The organism is Streptomyces sp. NPDC031670, assembly GCF_055580545.1.
In genome coordinates this window covers 21,428-37,055 of record NZ_JBVILC010000036.1, presented here as the reverse complement: position 1 = coordinate 37,055, position 15,628 = coordinate 21,428, and the positions used below count along the sequence as shown (strand labels likewise).

The following is a 15,628-nucleotide window of genomic DNA, read 5'->3' as shown; positions in this document are numbered from 1 at the left end:
CCAACCCACCAACTACCTGGCATTTCTTGGCCTCGCCGCAGCCATCTGCTGCTACAAACGCTTCCTCAACCTGACCATGTAGGACACCGTCTTAGGGCCGCGGGGAACTGCGCGGGTGCCCCACCACGGCCCGCAGACGAACAAAAAGCCCCGGGAGCAGGGTGCAGGGGTCGCAGGCCCCGGCGGGGTTGCGGGGCTCGGCCCCGGGGGCCCGCCTCAACCCCCACCCGCCCCCGGAGGGTTAAGGGAACGGGCGGGGAGGGGCGAACCCCCGGTGGTCAGTCGCGCGCCAGGCCGAACCGTGCCATGAACCCCGGACGTTCGTCCGCCGCCACCGACGCCGCCCCGTCCGTCACCGTCTCGTACACCGCCAGGATGTCCGCCCCCACCGTCGACCAGTCGAAGCGGCGCACATGGGCCGAGCCCCGGGCGCTCAGTTCGGCCCGGCGGGCCGGGTCGGCCAGGAGGCGCAGGGCCGAGGTCGCCAGGGCGTCCGCGTCCTCGTTGGTGAAGAGTTCGCCCGCGCTGCCCTGGTCCAGGACCTGCGCGAACGCGTCCAGGTCGCTCGCCAGCACCGCCGCCCCGGCCGAGAGCGCCTCGACCAGGATGATGCCGAAGCTCTCGCCGCCGGTGTTGGGCGCCACGTACACGTCGACGCTGCTCAGAAAGCGCGCCTTGTCCTCGTCGCTGACCATGCCCAGGAACTCCACGCGCGAGCGGAGTTCCGGCGGCAGGGACGCCACCGCCTCCTGCTCGTCGCCGCGCCCCGCCACCAGCAGCCGGGTCCCCGGGCGTTCCCGGAGGATCCTCGGCAGCGCCCTGATCAGGACCGGCAGGCCCTTCCTCGGCTCGTCGATACGGCCTATGAAGCCCAGGGTGTCGCCCTGCCACTCGGGCCGGGGCTCGGCCTTGGCGAAGAAGTCGACGTCGACCCCGTTGGGGATCACGACCGCGTCGCCGCCGAGGTGCTCGACCAGCGTGCGCCGCGCGTACTCGCTCACCGCGATCCGCGCGCTGATCTTCTCCAGGGCGGGCTGGAGGATCGGGTAGGCCGCGATCATCGCCCGCGAGCGCGGGTTGGAGGTGTGGAAGGTCGCCACGATGGGGCCCTGCGCCGCCCAGCAGCTCAGCAGGCCCAGCGAGGGCGAGGCGGGCTCGTGGATGTGGATGACGTCGAAGGTGCCCTCGTGCAGCCACCGCCGTACCCGGGCCGCCGACAGGAAACCGAAGTTCAGCCTGGCCACCGAGCCGTTGTACGGGACCGGGACCGCCCGGCCCGCCGAGACCACGTACGGCGGCAGCGGCGTCTCGTCGTCGGCGGGGGCGAGGACGGAGACCTCGTGGCCGAGCCGGATCAGATGCTCTGCCAGGTCCCTGATGTGGAACTGGACTCCGCCGGGTACGTCCCAGGAGTACGGGCAGACGATGCCGATCCTCACGCCCGGCGCTCCTCAAGGTCGGCGAGCCACAGCCGCTGCAGCATGTGCCAGTCCTCCGGGTGTTCGGCGATTCCGGTGGCGAAGGCGTCGGCCAGCGCCTGGGTCATCACGGAGGTCTTCTCCGCGCGCGTGCCCGTCTCGGGCACGTCGATCGGCGGGTGCACCCTGCCCTGCATGACGGGCGACCCGTCGTACCAGAGCGTCACGGGCAGCAGCAGCGCTCCCGTCTGCTGGGCCAGCATCGCGGGGCCGGCGGGCATCCGCGCCGCCTCACCGAAGAACTTCACCTCGACGCCCGAGGCGGACAGGTCGCGGTCGGCCACCAGGCAGACCAGGCCGCCCGCCCGCAGCCGCCTCGCCAGCGTGCCGAAGGCCGCGCCGCCGGTGTGCGGCAGGACCTCCATGCCCAGGCTCTCGCGGTAGGCGACGAACCGGTCGTACAGCGTCTCGGGCTTGAGCCGCTCGGCGACCGTGGTGAACGGCGTCTCGAGCTTGGTGGTGACCCAGGCGCCCGCCAGGTCGTAGTTGCCCATGTGCGGCAGCGCCAGGACCACGCCCCGCCCGGCGGCGAGGCCGTCGGTGAGGTGGTGCAGGTCCCGGGGCGCGAAGCCGGTCTTCATCCGGTCCTTGCTCCAGGCCGGCAGCCGGAAGGACTCCATCCAGTACCGCATGTAGGAGCGCATCCCGGCCCGCGACAGCTCGGCCAGGCGCTGCGGGGAGGCGTCGGGCACCACGCGCGCGAGGTTGGACTCCAGGCGCAGCACGTTCTTGCCGCGCCGCTTCCACACCGTGTCCGCGATCCGCCGGCCCAGGCCCGTGGCGACCGGCTCGGGGAGCTTCTTGACGGTGGCCCAGCCCAGTCCGTAGAGCGTGTCCGTCAGCCGTTCCCGCATCAGGCCGCCTCGCTCGCGGAGGCGGCGTCCGCCTCCGCGGACTCCCGACGGACCGTCACCACCCGCTGGATCAGCGTGATCAGGCTTCCCACGGCCACGATCCACAGCGCGATCGGCAGCAGGATCTGGATGCCCGGCACCCCGAACTTGTGCAGCCCCGCGAGTCCCGCCGCGACCAGCGAGATCACCAGGCGTTCCGCCCGTTCGATCAGGCCGTTGACGGCGACCGGCAGCCCGATCGACTCGCCGCGCGCCTTGGTGTACGAGACGACCTGGCCACTGGCCAGGCAGAAGATCGCGACCGCGCACAGCACGTTGTCGTCGCCGCGGCCCGCGTACCAGAGGGCGAAGCCGCCGAAGATCGCCCCGTCCGCGACGCGGTCCAGCGTGGAGTCGAGGAACGCGCCCCAGCGGCTGGAGATCCCCGCCTGGCGGGCCATGTTGCCGTCGACCAGGTCGGAGAAGACGAACAGGGTGATGACGATCGTGCCCCAGAAGAACTCCCCGCGGGGGAAGAAGACCAGCGCCCCCGCCATCACTCCGGCCGTGCCCAGCAGGGTGACGGCGTCGGGGCTCACCCCCCGGCGGAGCAGAAACGCGGCGAACGGCGTGAGGACACGCGTGAAGAATGCACGCGCGTACTTGTTCAGCATGGCCTTCCCGACGGTCGGTGTGGCCGCGCGGCCCTGCTGGCCACCGGCTGGCCCATCGTAGCCAGGCCCGCGCACCTCCACCGCCGCGCACCCTCACCCCCGCGTTCCCGTACGACGTATGGACGCACCGTGACCGGAGTGGAACGCTGGAAAGACCGCGGGCACGCGAAGCCGCCTCCGCCGGGGTTCTCCCTGGCCGGGGGCCGGGGGAGGAATCCGCGCGACCGCGCCCTCTCACCACCTCACCGTGCAGGAAACGGAAGCGATACGGGAGGAACGGCATGGGCGACAAGGCGAGTGCACATCCCGGAGCCGCCGGCAGGGCAGCTACGGCCGACCACCCCTCATCCGTACGGAACGTGGTGCTGGTCGGCCACAGCGGATCCGGGAAGACGACATTGGTGGAAGCGCTCGCGCTGACGGCGGGGGCCGTCAACCGCGCGGGCCGGGTCGAGGACGGCGGGACCGTCTCCGACTACGACGAGATCGAACACCGGCAGCAGCGCTCGGTCCAGCTCTCGCTGGTCCCCGTGGAATGGGGCGGCTGCAAGATCAATATCCTGGACACCCCCGGATACGCCGACTTCGTCGGAGAACTCAGGGCCGGTCTGCGAGCGGCGGACGCGGCCCTTTTCGTCGTCTCCGCCTCGGACGGCGTGGACGGCGCCACCCGCATGGTGTGGGAGGAGTGCGCGGCCGTGGGCATGCCCCGGGCCATCGTGGTCACCCACCTGGAGGCGGCCCGCGCCGACTTCACCGAGATGACCCGGGTGTGCGCCGAGGCGTTCGGCGGCGACGACCCGGACGCCGTACTGCCGCTCTACCTGCCGCTGCACGGCCCCGAGGGCCCGGACGGGCACGCTCCCGTCACCGGGCTGATCGGGCTCCTCTCGCAGCGTGTGTACGACTACGCCTCCGGCGAGCGCAAGGAGGCCGAGCCCGGCCCCGAGCACCTCCCGCTGGTCGAGGAGGCCCGCAACCGGCTGATCGAGGGGATCATCGCCGAGAGCGAGGACGAGACCCTCATGGACCGGTATCTGGGCGGCGAGGAGATCGACGTCGAGACGCTGATCGGCGACCTGGAGCGGGCGGTGGCGCGCGGTACCTTCCATCCCGTCCTGGCCGCCGCGCCCGCCGCCGAGGGTGCCCGCCAGGGCATCGGCACCGTGGAGCTCCTGGAGCTGGTCACCGGCGGCTTCCCGACCCCGCTGGAGCGCACCGCGCCCGAGGTCACCACCCCGCAGGGCGCCGCGCGCCCCACCCCGCTCTGCGCCCCCGAGGGCCCGCTGGCCGCCGAAGTGATCAAGACCTCGTCCGACCCCTACGTGGGCCGTGTCAGCCTGGTCCGGGTCTTCTCCGGCACCCTCCGCCCCGACGAGACCGTCCACGTCTGCGGACACGGGATGACCGACCGGGGCCCCGATGGCCATGCCCTCCACGAGGTCGACGAGCGGATCGGCGCGCTCTCCTCCCCCTTCGGCAAACAGCAGCGCACGCTGAGCTCCTGCATCGCCGGGGACATCGCGTGCGTGGCCAAGCTGACCCGGGCCGAGACCGGGGACACCCTCTCCGGCAAGGACGACCCGCTGCTGATGGCGCCCTGGGACATGCCCGACCCGCTGCTGCCGCTGGCCATCCAGGCCCACAGCAAGGCCGACGAGGACAAGCTCTCGCAGGGCCTGTCCCGGCTCGTCGCCGAGGACCCGACCATGCGCCTGGAGCAGAACCCGCACACCCACCAGCTGGTCCTGTGGTGCCTGGGCGAGGCCCACAAGGACGTGGCGCTGGAGCGGCTGCGCAGCCGGTACGGCGTCCAGGTCGACGTCGTCCCGCACAAGGTCTCCCTGCGCGAGACCTTCGGCGACACCGCCACCGGGCGCGGGCGCCACGTCAAGCAGTCCGGTGGCCACGGCCAGTACGCGATCTGCGAGATCGAGGTGGCACCGCTGCCGCCCGGATCCGGTATCGAGTTCGTCGACAAGGTGGTGGGCGGGGCCGTGCCGCGCCAGTTCATCCCCTCCGTCGAGAAGGGCGTACGCACCCAGGCGGCCCGGGGCGTGGCCGCCGGCTATCCGCTCGTCGACGTACGGATCACGCTCCTGGACGGCAAGGCGCACTCGGTGGACTCCTCCGACGCCGCCTTCCAGACCGCCGGGGCGCTCGCGCTGCGCGAGGCCGCCGCCGACGCCCGCATCCATCTGCTCGAACCCGTCGCCGAGCTCAAGGTGCTGGTCCCCGACGACTACGTCGGCCCGGTCATGAGCGATCTGTCCGGCCGCCGGGGCCGCGTCGTCGGCACCGAGCAGGCCGGTCCCGGACGCACCCTGGTCCGGGCCGAGGTGCCCGAGATCGAGATCGGGCGGTACGCGATCGACCTGCGCTCCGTCTCGCACGGCACCGGCCGGTTCGACCGCGGCTACGCGAGGCACGAGCCGATGCCGCCGCAGCTGGCGGAGAAGCTCCGGGAATCGATGGAAAAGACCGGTTAGACACGGAAACTGATGGCTCGTCGGAAGCGCCGCCCGCCCAACCCCCGTGCGGCGGACGGCATTCCGACGTCCCGTGTCGCTGGGGCGCGGACCCCGATACGCTGGGTCCCTGCTCAGCAGGTGTGCGGGGAACGGCAGTCGGGAAGAGGCCGCAGAGCGACGATGTGCGGCGATGGGGGCGGTAGTGGCGGACCAACCATTCGACTTCTCACCCGGGGCCCAGGTCCCGCTCCAGGGCTCGGCGGGCCAGACGGCCGCGACCCAGGCGCTCGCCTCGGCCGCCTACCGCGACAGCCCGGTCACCGACATACTCAAGGCCAACAACGAGTGGCACGAGTCGGTCGTCACCAAGCCCCGGCTCTCGCTCTTCGAACCCAACCTCGGTGAGGCCTTCTCGCGCGCCGTGCAGTCCCGCATGCTCGGTGCCACCCGCAACGCGCTCATCCAGTCCTTCGGCACCGAGCCCCAGACCGTCGTCGAGCACTGCCTCGCCGCGATCCGGATCCGCAAGGAGCGCGACACCAAGCTCACCCTCGTCACCGGCGTCTTCGGCGTGCTCTTCCTGCCCGGACTGCTGCTCTGGCTCGGCCTCTTCCAGCTGCGCCGCACCCTCGCCGGGGCCAAGGACCGCCGCGTCGGAGCCCTCGGCAACCTGCTCCTGCTGGCCTTCGCCGTGCTCGCGGTGATCGCCCTGGTCAAACTGCCCTTCGGCGGTTTCCTCGCGATCTATCTGCGCGCCATGCTGGTGATGCCCGTCCTCGGCTGGTTCTGGGCCAAGCAGATCTGCGAGACCACCGCCAAGGACCTGCGCGCCCGCTGGAACGGCCTGCTCGCCGGGGGCGGCGTCGGCGCCAAGATCCCCGAGGCGGTACCGAAGAACCCGCACGAGACCGCCGCCGAGCGGCTGCGCCAGAGCCTGGCCAAGCTCACCGCCGAACAGCAGAGCAACGCGGTCTTCTACGCCGGTCCCAAGGGGATACTCGGCATGGGCACCCGCTGGGGCAGCTGGCAGCTGGCCGAGGAGCTCGTCCCCAAGGAACCCGGCAAGGAGATCCACGGCTTCCGCAGCTGGGACGTCATCAGGTCCATCCAGGACCGCCTCCAGCTCCTCGAACGCGGCCCCCTGCACACCGGCGGCTTCCCCCGGCCCTCGGTCACCAACTGGGTGGTCTCCCCCGTCGGGGAGAACGCCAAGGAGGTCGCCCGGCCCACCGGCCAGGACGTCGACAGCTTCCAGGTCCGTCAGCACGAGGTCCAGCGGATCTGCAACGAGCAGCAGTTCTCCAGCGGCAACCGCCACTACCTGGGTGTGCAGTTCACCCTCTGGGACGGCCAGCTGGTGATCACCATGATGATCACGGTGACCGTGCTCCACGAGACCCTGCGCATCGAGGTCACCGGCCATGCCCTGGGCCCGGTGCACGCCCTGTTCACCACCAAGCCCAGCCCCAAGACCAAGTCGGTCGACAAGACCTTCAAGTTCTGGGAGAAGAAGGAGATACAGCTTCCGCTGGTCGAGCCGCGCGAGGTCGTCCGCCTCGCCGCCCGCGCCCCGCTCACCTGGTACCCGCCGCTCCTCGACCACCTCGGGGGCAAGCTGGTGCTGCCGGAGCCGTTCGGTCTGCGGCACGCCTGGGCCGACAAGCCCTGGCGCCACCGCTTCATGGCCGACGACGCGATGCGGGCGGCCACGCCGGTGCTGCGCGTGGTGCACGCCGCCGCGATGAAGGTACTGGACGAGAACGGCGTGGACACCGAGCGCTTCACCAACCGCTCGATGATCCTGAGCGGCATGGTGCAGGACCCGGCCCCGCGCAAGGCCGATCTGTACGACGCCTGAGCGTCAGCTCCTGGGCCAGGCCCGCGCGAGCATCTCGCGGGTGTCGCCCAGGAGTTGGGGCAGGATCTTGGTGTGGCCGACGACCGGCATGAAGTTGGTGTCGCCGCCCCAGCGGGGCACGATGTGCTGGTGCAGATGGGCGGCGATACCGGCGCCCGCGACCGAGCCCTGGTTCATGCCGATGTTGAAGCCGTGCGCCCCCGAGGCGGTCCGCAGCGCGGTCATGGCCTGCTTGGTGAGCTCGGCGAGCTCCAGCGTCTCATCGGCGTCCAGACCGGTGTAGTCGGCCACGTGCCGGTAGGGCACGACCATGAGGTGGCCGCCGTTGTACGGGTAGAGGTTGAGCACCGCGTACACGTGCTCGCCGCGGGCGACGACGAGCCCGTCCTCGTCCGACTTGGCCGGGATCGAGCAGAACGGGCAGCCGTCGCCGGCGTCCGGGCCGGTCGGCTTGTTCTCACCCTGGATGTACGCCATCCGGTGGGGGGTCCACAGGCGCTGGAAGGCGTCCTGGACACCCACTCCGATCTGCTGTTCCGGCTCACTCGTCATGCTGTGCAGCATATGACTTCACCGGGCGGGACGAGGAGCGGCCCCCGGGGAGCAGGGCTTCCCGGGGGCCGCGTCGAGCTGGTGGGGCGCGTCAGACCTGCGCCCGCTCCTCGACGACCTTGAGGAGCTTGGCGATGGCCTCGTCGACCGGGATGCCGTTCTCCTGCGACCCGTCGCGGTAGCGGAACGAGACGGCACCGGCGGCCATGTCCTCGTCACCCGCGATGACCATGAACGGGACCTTGGCCTTCTGGTGGTTGCGGATCTTCTTCTGCATCCGGTCCGAGGACGCGTCCACCTCGACCCGCAGGCCCTTCTTCTTCGCCGCGGCGGCGAACTCCTGGAGGTACGGGATGTGGGCGTCGCCGATCGGGATGCCCACCGCCTGGACCGGGGCCAGCCACGGCGGCATGACGCCCGCGTAGTGCTCCAGGAGCACCGCGAAGAAGCGCTCGATCGAGCCGAACAGCGCGCGGTGGATCATGACGGGGCGCTGCTTGGAGCCGTCCGGGCCGGTGTACTCCAGGTCGAAGCGCTCCGGCAGGTTGAAGTCGAGCTGCACGGTCGACATCTGCCAGGTGCGGCCGATGGCGTCCTTGCACTGCACGGAGATCTTCGGGCCGTAGAACGCGGCACCGCCCGGGTCCGGGACCAGCGGGAGGCCCTGCTTCTCGGCCACCTGCCGCAGGGTCTCGGTGGCCTCCTCCCAGACCTCGTCCGAGCCGACGAACTTCTCCGGGTCCTTGGTCGACAGCTCCAGGTAGAAGTCGGTCAGACCGTAGTCGCGCAGCAGGTTCAGGACGAAGGTGAGCGTCTTGTCGAGCTCCTCCGCCATCTGCTCCCTGGTGCAGTAGATGTGCGCGTCGTCCTGGGTGAAGCCGCGGGCCCGGGTCAGACCGTGCACGACGCCCGACTTCTCGTACCGGTACACCGTCCCGAACTCGAACAGGCGCAGCGGCAGCTCACGGTAGGACCGGCCCCGCGCGTCGAAGATCAGGTTGTGCATGGGGCAGTTCATGGGCTTGAGGTAGTAGTCCACGCCCTCGTCGAGCTGCATGGGCGGGTACATGCCGTCGGCGTACCAGTCCAGGTGGCCCGACTGCTCGAAGAGCTTCCCCTTGGTCGCGTGCGGGGTGTAGACGAACTCGTAGCCCTCCTCCTCGTGCCGCTTGCGGCTGTAGTCCTCCATGACCCGGCGGATGATGCCGCCCTTGGGGTGGAAGACGGCGAGGCCGGAGCCGATCTGCTCCGGGATGGAGAACAGGTCGAGCTCGGCGCCGAGCTTGCGGTGGTCGCGCTTCTCGGCCTCGGCGAGGAAGTCGAGGTGCGCCTTCAGCTCGTCCTTGGAGGGCCAGGCGGTGCCGTAGATGCGCTGGAGCATCGGGTTCTTCTCGCTGCCCCGCCAGTACGCGGCGGCGTTGCGCATCAGCTTGAACGCCGGGATGTTCCGGGTGGTCGGCAGGTGCGGGCCGCGGCAGAGGTCCTTCCAGCACAGCTCGCCGGTCTTGGCGTCGAGGTTGTCGTAGATGGTCAGCTCGCCGCCGCCCACCTCGACGTCCGCGCCGTCGTCGGACGAGGCCGAGCCCTTGATGCCGATGAGCTCCAGCTTGTAGGGCTCGTCCGCGAGCTCCTCGCGGGCGGCCTCGTCGGTGACGACGCGGCGCGCGAAGCGCTGCCCCCGCTTCTGGATCTCCTGCATCTTCTTCTCGATGGCCTTCAGGTCCTCGGGGGTGAAGGGCCGCTCGACGTCGAAGTCGTAGTAGAAGCCGTCCCGGACCGGCGGGCCGATGCCCAGCTTGGCCTCGGGGAAGAGCTCCTGGACGGCCTGGGCCATCACATGGGCGGTGGAGTGGCGCAGGATGTTCAGGCCGTCCTCGGAGGAGATCTCGACGGGCTCGACCTCCTCGCCGTCCTTCACCACGTGGGCGAGGTCCTTCAGCTCACCGGCCACGCGGGCCGCCACGATGGTGCGCTCACCGGCGAAGAGCTCGGCAGCCGTAGTGCCCGTCGTCACCACGCGCTCTTCCCGCTCGGAATCGCGTTGGATGATCACACGGACGTCTGACACCGGTCTCTCCTGACTGAAGGGGTACGCACGCTCGTACCGCGTACGCGAGGGAATCCTACCGAGCCGGTGGCCTCCCCCGCGAAACAGTTCACGCGGCCCCGCGCCCCGCCCCGGGCGGCGGGCGCCCCGGTCTCACTCCTCCCCCGCGCACGCCTCCTCGAAGAAGGCCATGCTCTCCATGGTCCCCTGGATCGACTTCATCAGCCGGTCCCGCTCGGCGTCGTCCACCTGGACCGGGGCCACGCCGGTCGCCCCCGCGAGCCTGCGGAAGCCGCCCCGGCTCTCCAGCCGGCCCGCCACCCGGATCGGCAGGCCGACGAGGTGGGCGTGGCCGGCGATCCGGTAGGCCTCCTCGTCCAGCTCCATCCGTACGTACGGGATCTCCGCGCCCGCCAGCACCCGCAGCCGTACGGTCCCCGGGCCGCGCGGACCCGAGCGCCGCAGCCGGACCACCGCGCCGGTGACCCGGACCGGCAGCGCGGGCTCGTCCCGGAGGTAGCGCACACCGGCCTCGCGCAGCGCGGGCAGGTCGCCGGGCGAGAACTCGACGGGTTCGGGGCGGGGCGCGCAGCCGGCCGGGACGCCCGCCGCAGGGGCCCACTCCAGGGCGACGCGGACGCCCTCCGAGCCCGCGACCAGGGCGACGACGGCCTCGGTGAGCTCGCGGCTGGCGCCGGCGCCGACGGCCGCGTCGAAGGCCTCCATACCGCCGGTGGTCCGGCGGTAGTCGATGGCCTCGCGGACCGCGTACAGCGCCTCGTACAGCCGGACGACGACCGGGCGGGCCTGTTCCACGGGGACGAACGCGGTGAGCCGTCCACCGGGCGCCTGGCCCACCAGGACGCCCTCCAGGGCGGCGAGTGCCTGCCGCCGGTGGCGGGCGCCGTAGTACCCGGCCCGGCCGCGCACGGCGAGGGCCGCGGCCAGGAGCATGCCGTGCGCGGCGCCGCGCAGCCGCTCCTGTTCGCTCCAGGGGGCGGCGCCGGAGGGGCCCGGCGGGGTGCCGCGCCACCAGCGGACCTCGTCGCTGGGCACGGCGAGCGAGACGAGCACCTCGCGCGCGGAGGGCTCGGCCGAGCGGGCCAGCGCGGTGAGCGCCTCGCCGATCAGGTCCTCGCTGTCGGGGTACGCGCGGCTCTCCGGCACCAGCAGACTGGTGCCCGGACCGGCGCCCGAGGGCGGGGTCCAGCGCGCGTACCGTCCCGCCGCGCCGCCGCGCCGCTGCCAGCCGTGGCGGCGCAGCAGCACGCCGAGCACCGCCGGGTCCACCTGCGCCGGGACCGGTCCGACGGCCTCGGGGCCGCCGGACTCCCCGCTCGACAGTCGCATCAGGGCCTCCCTCCCACCCCGACCCGGGTCATGATCTCGCAGAGCGCGCGATCGTCGAAGATCCGCGAGGTCGGTATCCGCACTGTGGTCCTGCGCCGTCCGGTCACCGCGTGGCCGGCCAGGTTGGTCCAGTAGCAGCAGTGCCGCAGCGCGAGCCGGTCGTGGCCCGCGCGCAGCCACTCGTCCCGGCTTCTGGGCACGAGCATCACGACCAGGATCTTGTGCACCGACACGGGGGTGCGGGCCAGCTTCACCAGGTGCTCGTTGTCGAGGGTGAAGGAGAAGGCACCGCCCGGGGGGTGCGGGGGGATCTGGTACGTGCACTTGAGCTGCACCTTGATCGTGACTTCGTCGTCGACGGTGTGGCCGGGGGCGCTGTGGCTCACGTGCCAGTCGATTCCGTTGTCCGGAAAGGGTTGTGAGAGCGAGCAGCCGGCGGCGGCGGCCACCGCGTGGAGGTAGCCCACCTGGAGGGTCTCCATGCAGGCGGTGGTGGCGAGTGAGCCGCGCGGCGGTCCGGTCGCCCCGGACAGGAGCCCGCTCGGCTCGGGCTGCGCGATCGCCATGCCGTCGTACGCCTTCCGTCAACTCGCGGGCCCGTCACCTGTGTTGTTGCCGATGGGCGTACGCCGCAAACAGCCCGGGTATCACGGAATCGGGCAGGGGACGCACGCCATCTGCCAAGGGTGCAAAGGGAGTTGAACCATGACGTGCTGGTATGAAGGCCCCCTGGCCGCTTTCGACACCGAGACGACGGGTGTGGACGTCGAGCGGGACCGGCTGGTCTCGGCCGCCCTGGTGGTGCAGGACGGACCGGGTTCACGCCCGCGGTCGACGCGCTGGCTGGTGAATCCGGGCATACCGGTGCCGGCCGCCGCGACCGCCGTGCACGGGCTCACCGACGAGCACCTCCAGTTGAACGGGCGGTGGCCCGCGCCGGTGATGGAGGAGGTGGCCAGGGCGCTGTCCGAGGAGTGCGCGGCGGGCCGGCCGCTGGTGGTGATGAACGCGCCGTTCGATCTGACGCTGCTGGACCGGGAGTTGAGGCGGCACCGCGCCTCGTCGCTGGCGCGCTATCTGGACGGGGCGCCGCTGCGGGTGCTCGATCCGCGGGTCCTGGACAAGCATCTGGACCGGTACCGCAAGGGCCGGCGCACCCTGTCCGATCTGTGCGAGCACTACGGGGTGGTGCTGGAGGGCGCCCACGACGCGGCGGCGGACGCGCTGGCCGCGCTGGAGGTCGTACGGGCGGTGGGGCGGCGGTTCGCGGCGCGGCTGGAACGGCTGACCCCGGCGGAGATCCACACCCTCCAGACGGGCTGGCACGCGGCCCAGGCGCGGGGCCTCCAGGCGTGGTTCACGCGCAACGGGACGCCGGAGGCGGTGGACCCGGCGTGGCCGATGCGGCCCGAGCTCCCGGCCGCGGCCTGAGCGGCGGTCCCGGCGGCACGGCCCGCCACCGCAACCCTTCGCCATGACCCGCCGCCACGACCCCCGGTACAAGCAGAAGGCCGGTCCGTCGATGACGGACCGGCCTTCTCCCGGTGGGCGATACTGGGTTCGAACCAGTGACCTCTTCGGTGTGAACGAAGCGCTCTCCCACTGAGCTAATCGCCCGGGAACGGACTGAACCATACAGGCCCGGACGGCCCGGGTTCAAACTCCGCTCAGCAGGGCCGTCAGCCCCCGCCGTCCGGACCGCATCATCAGGGCGTGGTTGGCGAGGAAGACCGGCCGCCCCGGGAGCGCGAGGCGCCGCATCAGCGGCTTGCGCACCTCGACCTCCTGCTCGTACAGCGCACGCGTGCCGCCGCCCCGCGCGCTGAGCGTCCAGCGGGCCCAGCCGTCCAGGTCGCCGTCCATGGCGACCTCCAGGACGCCGGCCGCCTCGTCGCGGCGCCGTTCGCGGGCGGTGACCACCAGGTCGTACGGGAGCATGGAGCGGAACCGGGCGGTGCCCGCGCGGCCGTCGCCGCCCTCGGCGGTGGTGACCTCGCGGACCTGCGGCCACCAGCGGGGGTACTCCTCGACGCGCGCCAGGACCGCGAAGACGGTGGCGGGCGGGGCGGGCAGGTGCCAGACACTGCGGAACCGGTAGTGGCTCCAGCGCGCGGTCGTCGGCCTCATGGGGGAAGTCTGCGCCGGGGAGCGGAAAGTACACCGGTCCGGGGCGCGGGTTCCCGGAACGCCGAAGGCCCGGAGATCCGTGCGGATCTCCGGGCCTTCGGTCCGGGTGGGCGATACTGGGTTCGAACCAGTGACCTCTTCGGTGTGAACGAAGCGCTCTCCCACTGAGCTAATCGCCCGGGCGCACCGCAAACATTACCGCATGTCAGCGGGGCGTTTGACCAGGGTGGCGGGGTCCGCCCGTCAGTCGTTGATCTTCCACGGCATGACGAGGCCGAACTTCCAGAGGTAGGTCCCGGCGAGCACCGCCACGATCACCAGGGCGACCGTCGTCAGGATGATGTTCCGGCGCCGCACCTTGGGGTCGAGGGCCCGCTGGGCGGCCTCGGTGACCTTCCGCTTGGTCCAGCGCAGCACCAGCTGGGCCCAGACGAACTCGGTCGCCCAGATCGCCATGCCGCCGAAGATCACCAGCCAGCCCGGCCCGGGCAGCGGGAGCATGATGACACCCGCGACGACCACCGCGAGGCCGACCACGAAGACGCCGACTTGCCAGCTCAGGTGGAGCGTCCTGGACGCCTTGATGAAGGCGGGTGCCCGCGATCCCAGCGCCGCCTCGGGCGCCCCGGCCTGCTCGTCACTCCCCGTATTCATGCACTCCAACCTACCCGACGCGGACGCTCACCAGAATGGCCGCATAACCCAAAGTAATACTCCGCCGTACGAGCTACCTGAACACCCGCAAAACGGCCAGAGGGGTTTACAACGGCACCGTAGGTGGCATGTCGATTTCGCCGACGTGCGAATCCCCGAGCGCACACTGAGCGAAAGGCCCTGGCGCTTATGAACACCACGGTCAGCTGCGAGCTGCACCTGCGCCTCGTTGTGTCGAGCGAGTCCTCACTGCCTGTACCGGCGGGCCTGCGGTATGACACGGCCGATCCCTACGCCGTGCACGCCACCTTCCACACCGGAGCCGAGGAGACCGTCGAGTGGGTGTTCGCCCGCGACCTCCTCGCCGAGGGCCTGCACCGGCCCACCGGTACCGGAGACGTCAGAGTCTGGCCGTCGCGCAGCCACGGTCAGGGCGTCGTCTGCATCGCCCTCAGCTCCCCGGAAGGAGAAGCCCTGCTCGAAGCCCCCGCGCGGGCGCTGGAGTCGTTCCTCAAGCGGACCGACGCCGCGGTGCCACCGGGCACCGAGCACCGTCACTTCGATCTCGACACGGAGCTCTCGCACATCCTGGCGGAGAACTGAGCCAGGCCGAGAGCCGCACGGCGCCGTCCGACTCGGGGAGACGGCGCCGCACGGACACCCGCATAGGCACGCCCACCTCATAGGCATCTCACCGGCGCCCGTCCCGCGAACACCCTCGCGGGACGGGCGCCGGTGCGCCGCGCGCGGGAGCCAGTAGAGTCGGCCAGCATCGGCGGGCACCGGCCCGCAGCAGGCCAGGGAGCGAATCGTGCTGATCCCTCACGACACCCGGATCGCCCTCGACATGGTGGTCGATCTGGTGAACACCGCGCCGGAGGGCGAGGCGCCGGACCGCCTCGCCGACGTCGAGGCGCTGTACGGCTTCGCACGGGAGCACGACGTCAGCGGCGTGGACAGCCTCACCGCGCGCGACCTCGCCGGTGTGCGGACGGTACGGGACCGCTTCTCGGCCGTCTTCGAGGCGGGGGACGCCCGGGCGGCGGCCGGCCTGGTCAACGAGATCGTGGCGGAGGCGGGCACCACGCCGCAGCTGACCGACCACGACGGCTACGACTGGCATGTGCACTACTTCGCGCCGGGCGCCTCGATCGCCGACCACCTCGCCGCCGACGGCGGGATGGCGCTGGCCTTCATCGTGGTGACGGGCGAGCAGGAGCGGCTGCGCCGGTGCGAGGCGCCGGACTGCGGGCGGGCCTTCGTCGACCTGTCGCGCAACCGTTCGCGCCGCTACTGCGACAGCCGCACCTGCGGGAACCGGCTGCACGTGGCCGCCTACCGGGCCCGGCGCAAGGAAGCCGCGGGCTGACACCCCGGGCGCCCTTCCGCGCGGCCGGTCACAAGAGGTACAGGTCGTGCACGGCCGCCATGAGCAGCAGACAGCCGATCACCCCGAGGAAGATCATCAACGGTGGCTGCGAAAGGGCGAAGAGGCAGCCGCGCGGCTCGTCGGCCGGGGGCGCGGGGTGCGGTTCTTCGGGCGGCGCGGGGACGTGCCCCGGGGAAGTGTCCAGCATCTCGGGG

General features: G+C 71.6%; 15 protein-coding genes and 2 tRNA genes. 5 read left to right on the top strand and 12 right to left on the bottom strand.

Annotated features, from left to right (window positions below; translation table 11 throughout):
• Nucleotides 1-278: 278 nt before the first annotated feature.
• The 3 genes from ACZ5ID_RS35590 to pgsA are packed head-to-tail and all read right to left on the bottom strand — an operon-like array spanning nt 279 to nt 2,985.
• Nucleotides 279-1,439: a glycosyltransferase family 4 protein gene (locus ACZ5ID_RS35590; RefSeq protein ID WP_468906554.1), complete on the bottom strand. Its 1,161-nt coding sequence runs from the start codon at nt 1,437-1,439 to the stop codon at nt 279-281.
• Nucleotides 1,436-2,332 (bottom strand): phosphatidylinositol mannoside acyltransferase, encoded by an 897-nt coding sequence (locus tag ACZ5ID_RS35585; RefSeq protein WP_468906552.1) that lies wholly within the window; start codon nt 2,330-2,332, stop codon nt 1,436-1,438. Before ACZ5ID_RS35585 ends, ACZ5ID_RS35590 begins: the two co-directional genes overlap by 4 nt.
• Nucleotides 2,332-2,985, bottom strand: coding sequence for a phosphatidylinositol phosphate synthase (gene pgsA / locus ACZ5ID_RS35580; RefSeq protein ID WP_406552779.1), 654 nt, complete (start codon nt 2,983-2,985; stop codon nt 2,332-2,334). Before pgsA ends, ACZ5ID_RS35585 begins: the two co-directional genes overlap by 1 nt.
• 281 nt (nt 2,986-3,266) lie before the next feature.
• Here pgsA and ACZ5ID_RS35575 point away from each other — a divergent pair, with 281 nt between their 5' ends.
• Complete coding sequence (locus ACZ5ID_RS35575) at nt 3,267-5,474, top strand: elongation factor G-like protein EF-G2 (RefSeq protein ID WP_468906549.1); 2,208 nt, start codon at nt 3,267-3,269, stop codon at nt 5,472-5,474.
• 184 nt (nt 5,475-5,658) lie between these two features.
• Nucleotides 5,659-7,314 (top strand): hypothetical protein, encoded by a 1,656-nt coding sequence (locus ACZ5ID_RS35570; protein WP_468906546.1) that lies wholly within the window; start codon nt 5,659-5,661, stop codon nt 7,312-7,314.
• Nucleotides 7,315-7,317: 3 nt separating this feature from the next.
• Here ACZ5ID_RS35570 and ACZ5ID_RS35565 read toward each other — a convergent pair whose 3' ends face one another.
• The 4 genes from ACZ5ID_RS35565 to ACZ5ID_RS35550 all read right to left on the bottom strand — a co-directional run bounded on the left by ACZ5ID_RS35565 (nt 7,318) and on the right by ACZ5ID_RS35550 (nt 11,829).
• Complete coding sequence (locus ACZ5ID_RS35565; protein ID WP_468906543.1) at nt 7,318-7,878, bottom strand: HIT family protein; 561 nt, start codon at nt 7,876-7,878, stop codon at nt 7,318-7,320.
• Nucleotides 7,879-7,957: 79 nt separating this feature from the next.
• Nucleotides 7,958-9,934: a threonine--tRNA ligase gene (thrS, locus tag ACZ5ID_RS35560; RefSeq protein WP_406552783.1), complete on the bottom strand. Its 1,977-nt coding sequence runs from the start codon at nt 9,932-9,934 to the stop codon at nt 7,958-7,960.
• Between the two features lie 132 nt (nt 9,935-10,066).
• The gene (locus tag ACZ5ID_RS35555) at nt 10,067-11,263 is read right to left on the bottom strand and encodes a serine/threonine-protein kinase (RefSeq protein ID WP_468906540.1); all 1,197 of its coding nucleotides are present in this window, start codon (nt 11,261-11,263) and stop codon (nt 10,067-10,069) included.
• Nucleotides 11,263-11,829, bottom strand: coding sequence for a DUF4365 domain-containing protein (locus ACZ5ID_RS35550; RefSeq protein WP_468906536.1), 567 nt, complete (start codon nt 11,827-11,829; stop codon nt 11,263-11,265). The genes ACZ5ID_RS35555 and ACZ5ID_RS35550 overlap by 1 nt, the downstream gene beginning before the upstream one ends.
• Before the next feature lie 139 nt (nt 11,830-11,968).
• Here ACZ5ID_RS35550 and ACZ5ID_RS35545 point away from each other — a divergent pair, with 139 nt between their 5' ends.
• Entirely contained in the window at nt 11,969-12,694 is a 726-nt protein-coding gene (locus ACZ5ID_RS35545) for a 3'-5' exonuclease (protein WP_406552786.1), read from the top strand.
• Nucleotides 12,695-12,808: 114 nt separating this feature from the next.
• Here the strand turns inward: ACZ5ID_RS35545 and ACZ5ID_RS35540 are convergent.
• The 4 genes from ACZ5ID_RS35540 to ACZ5ID_RS35525 all read right to left on the bottom strand — a co-directional run bounded on the left by ACZ5ID_RS35540 (nt 12,809) and on the right by ACZ5ID_RS35525 (nt 14,044).
• Nucleotides 12,809-12,880: transfer RNA gene (locus tag ACZ5ID_RS35540), tRNA-Val, on the bottom strand.
• A gap of 39 nt (nt 12,881-12,919) precedes the next feature.
• A complete protein-coding gene (locus ACZ5ID_RS35535) occupies nt 12,920-13,390 on the bottom strand; it encodes an SRPBCC family protein (RefSeq protein WP_468906533.1) in 471 nt (156 codons plus the stop codon).
• A gap of 107 nt (nt 13,391-13,497) precedes the next feature.
• A tRNA-Val gene (locus ACZ5ID_RS35530) sits at nt 13,498-13,569 on the bottom strand.
• Nucleotides 13,570-13,633: 64 nt separating this feature from the next.
• Nucleotides 13,634-14,044: a TIGR02611 family protein gene (locus ACZ5ID_RS35525; protein ID WP_406552788.1), complete on the bottom strand. Its 411-nt coding sequence runs from the start codon at nt 14,042-14,044 to the stop codon at nt 13,634-13,636.
• 189 nt (nt 14,045-14,233) lie between these two features.
• Between ACZ5ID_RS35525 and ACZ5ID_RS35520 the strand changes: the two genes are divergently transcribed.
• Together ACZ5ID_RS35520 and ACZ5ID_RS35515 are read left to right on the top strand one after the other, a co-directional pair.
• Nucleotides 14,234-14,647: an SsgA family sporulation/cell division regulator gene (locus ACZ5ID_RS35520; protein WP_003987206.1), complete on the top strand. Its 414-nt coding sequence runs from the start codon at nt 14,234-14,236 to the stop codon at nt 14,645-14,647.
• Between the two features lie 208 nt (nt 14,648-14,855).
• Nucleotides 14,856-15,413: a CGNR zinc finger domain-containing protein gene (locus tag ACZ5ID_RS35515; RefSeq protein ID WP_468906529.1), complete on the top strand. Its 558-nt coding sequence runs from the start codon at nt 14,856-14,858 to the stop codon at nt 15,411-15,413.
• Nucleotides 15,414-15,441: 28 nt separating this feature from the next.
• On the opposite strand, the gene ACZ5ID_RS35510 is transcribed toward ACZ5ID_RS35515, so the two are convergent.
• A complete protein-coding gene (locus tag ACZ5ID_RS35510; RefSeq protein WP_406552790.1) occupies nt 15,442-15,621 on the bottom strand; it encodes a hypothetical protein in 180 nt (59 codons plus the stop codon).
• Nucleotides 15,622-15,628 lie beyond the last annotated feature (7 nt).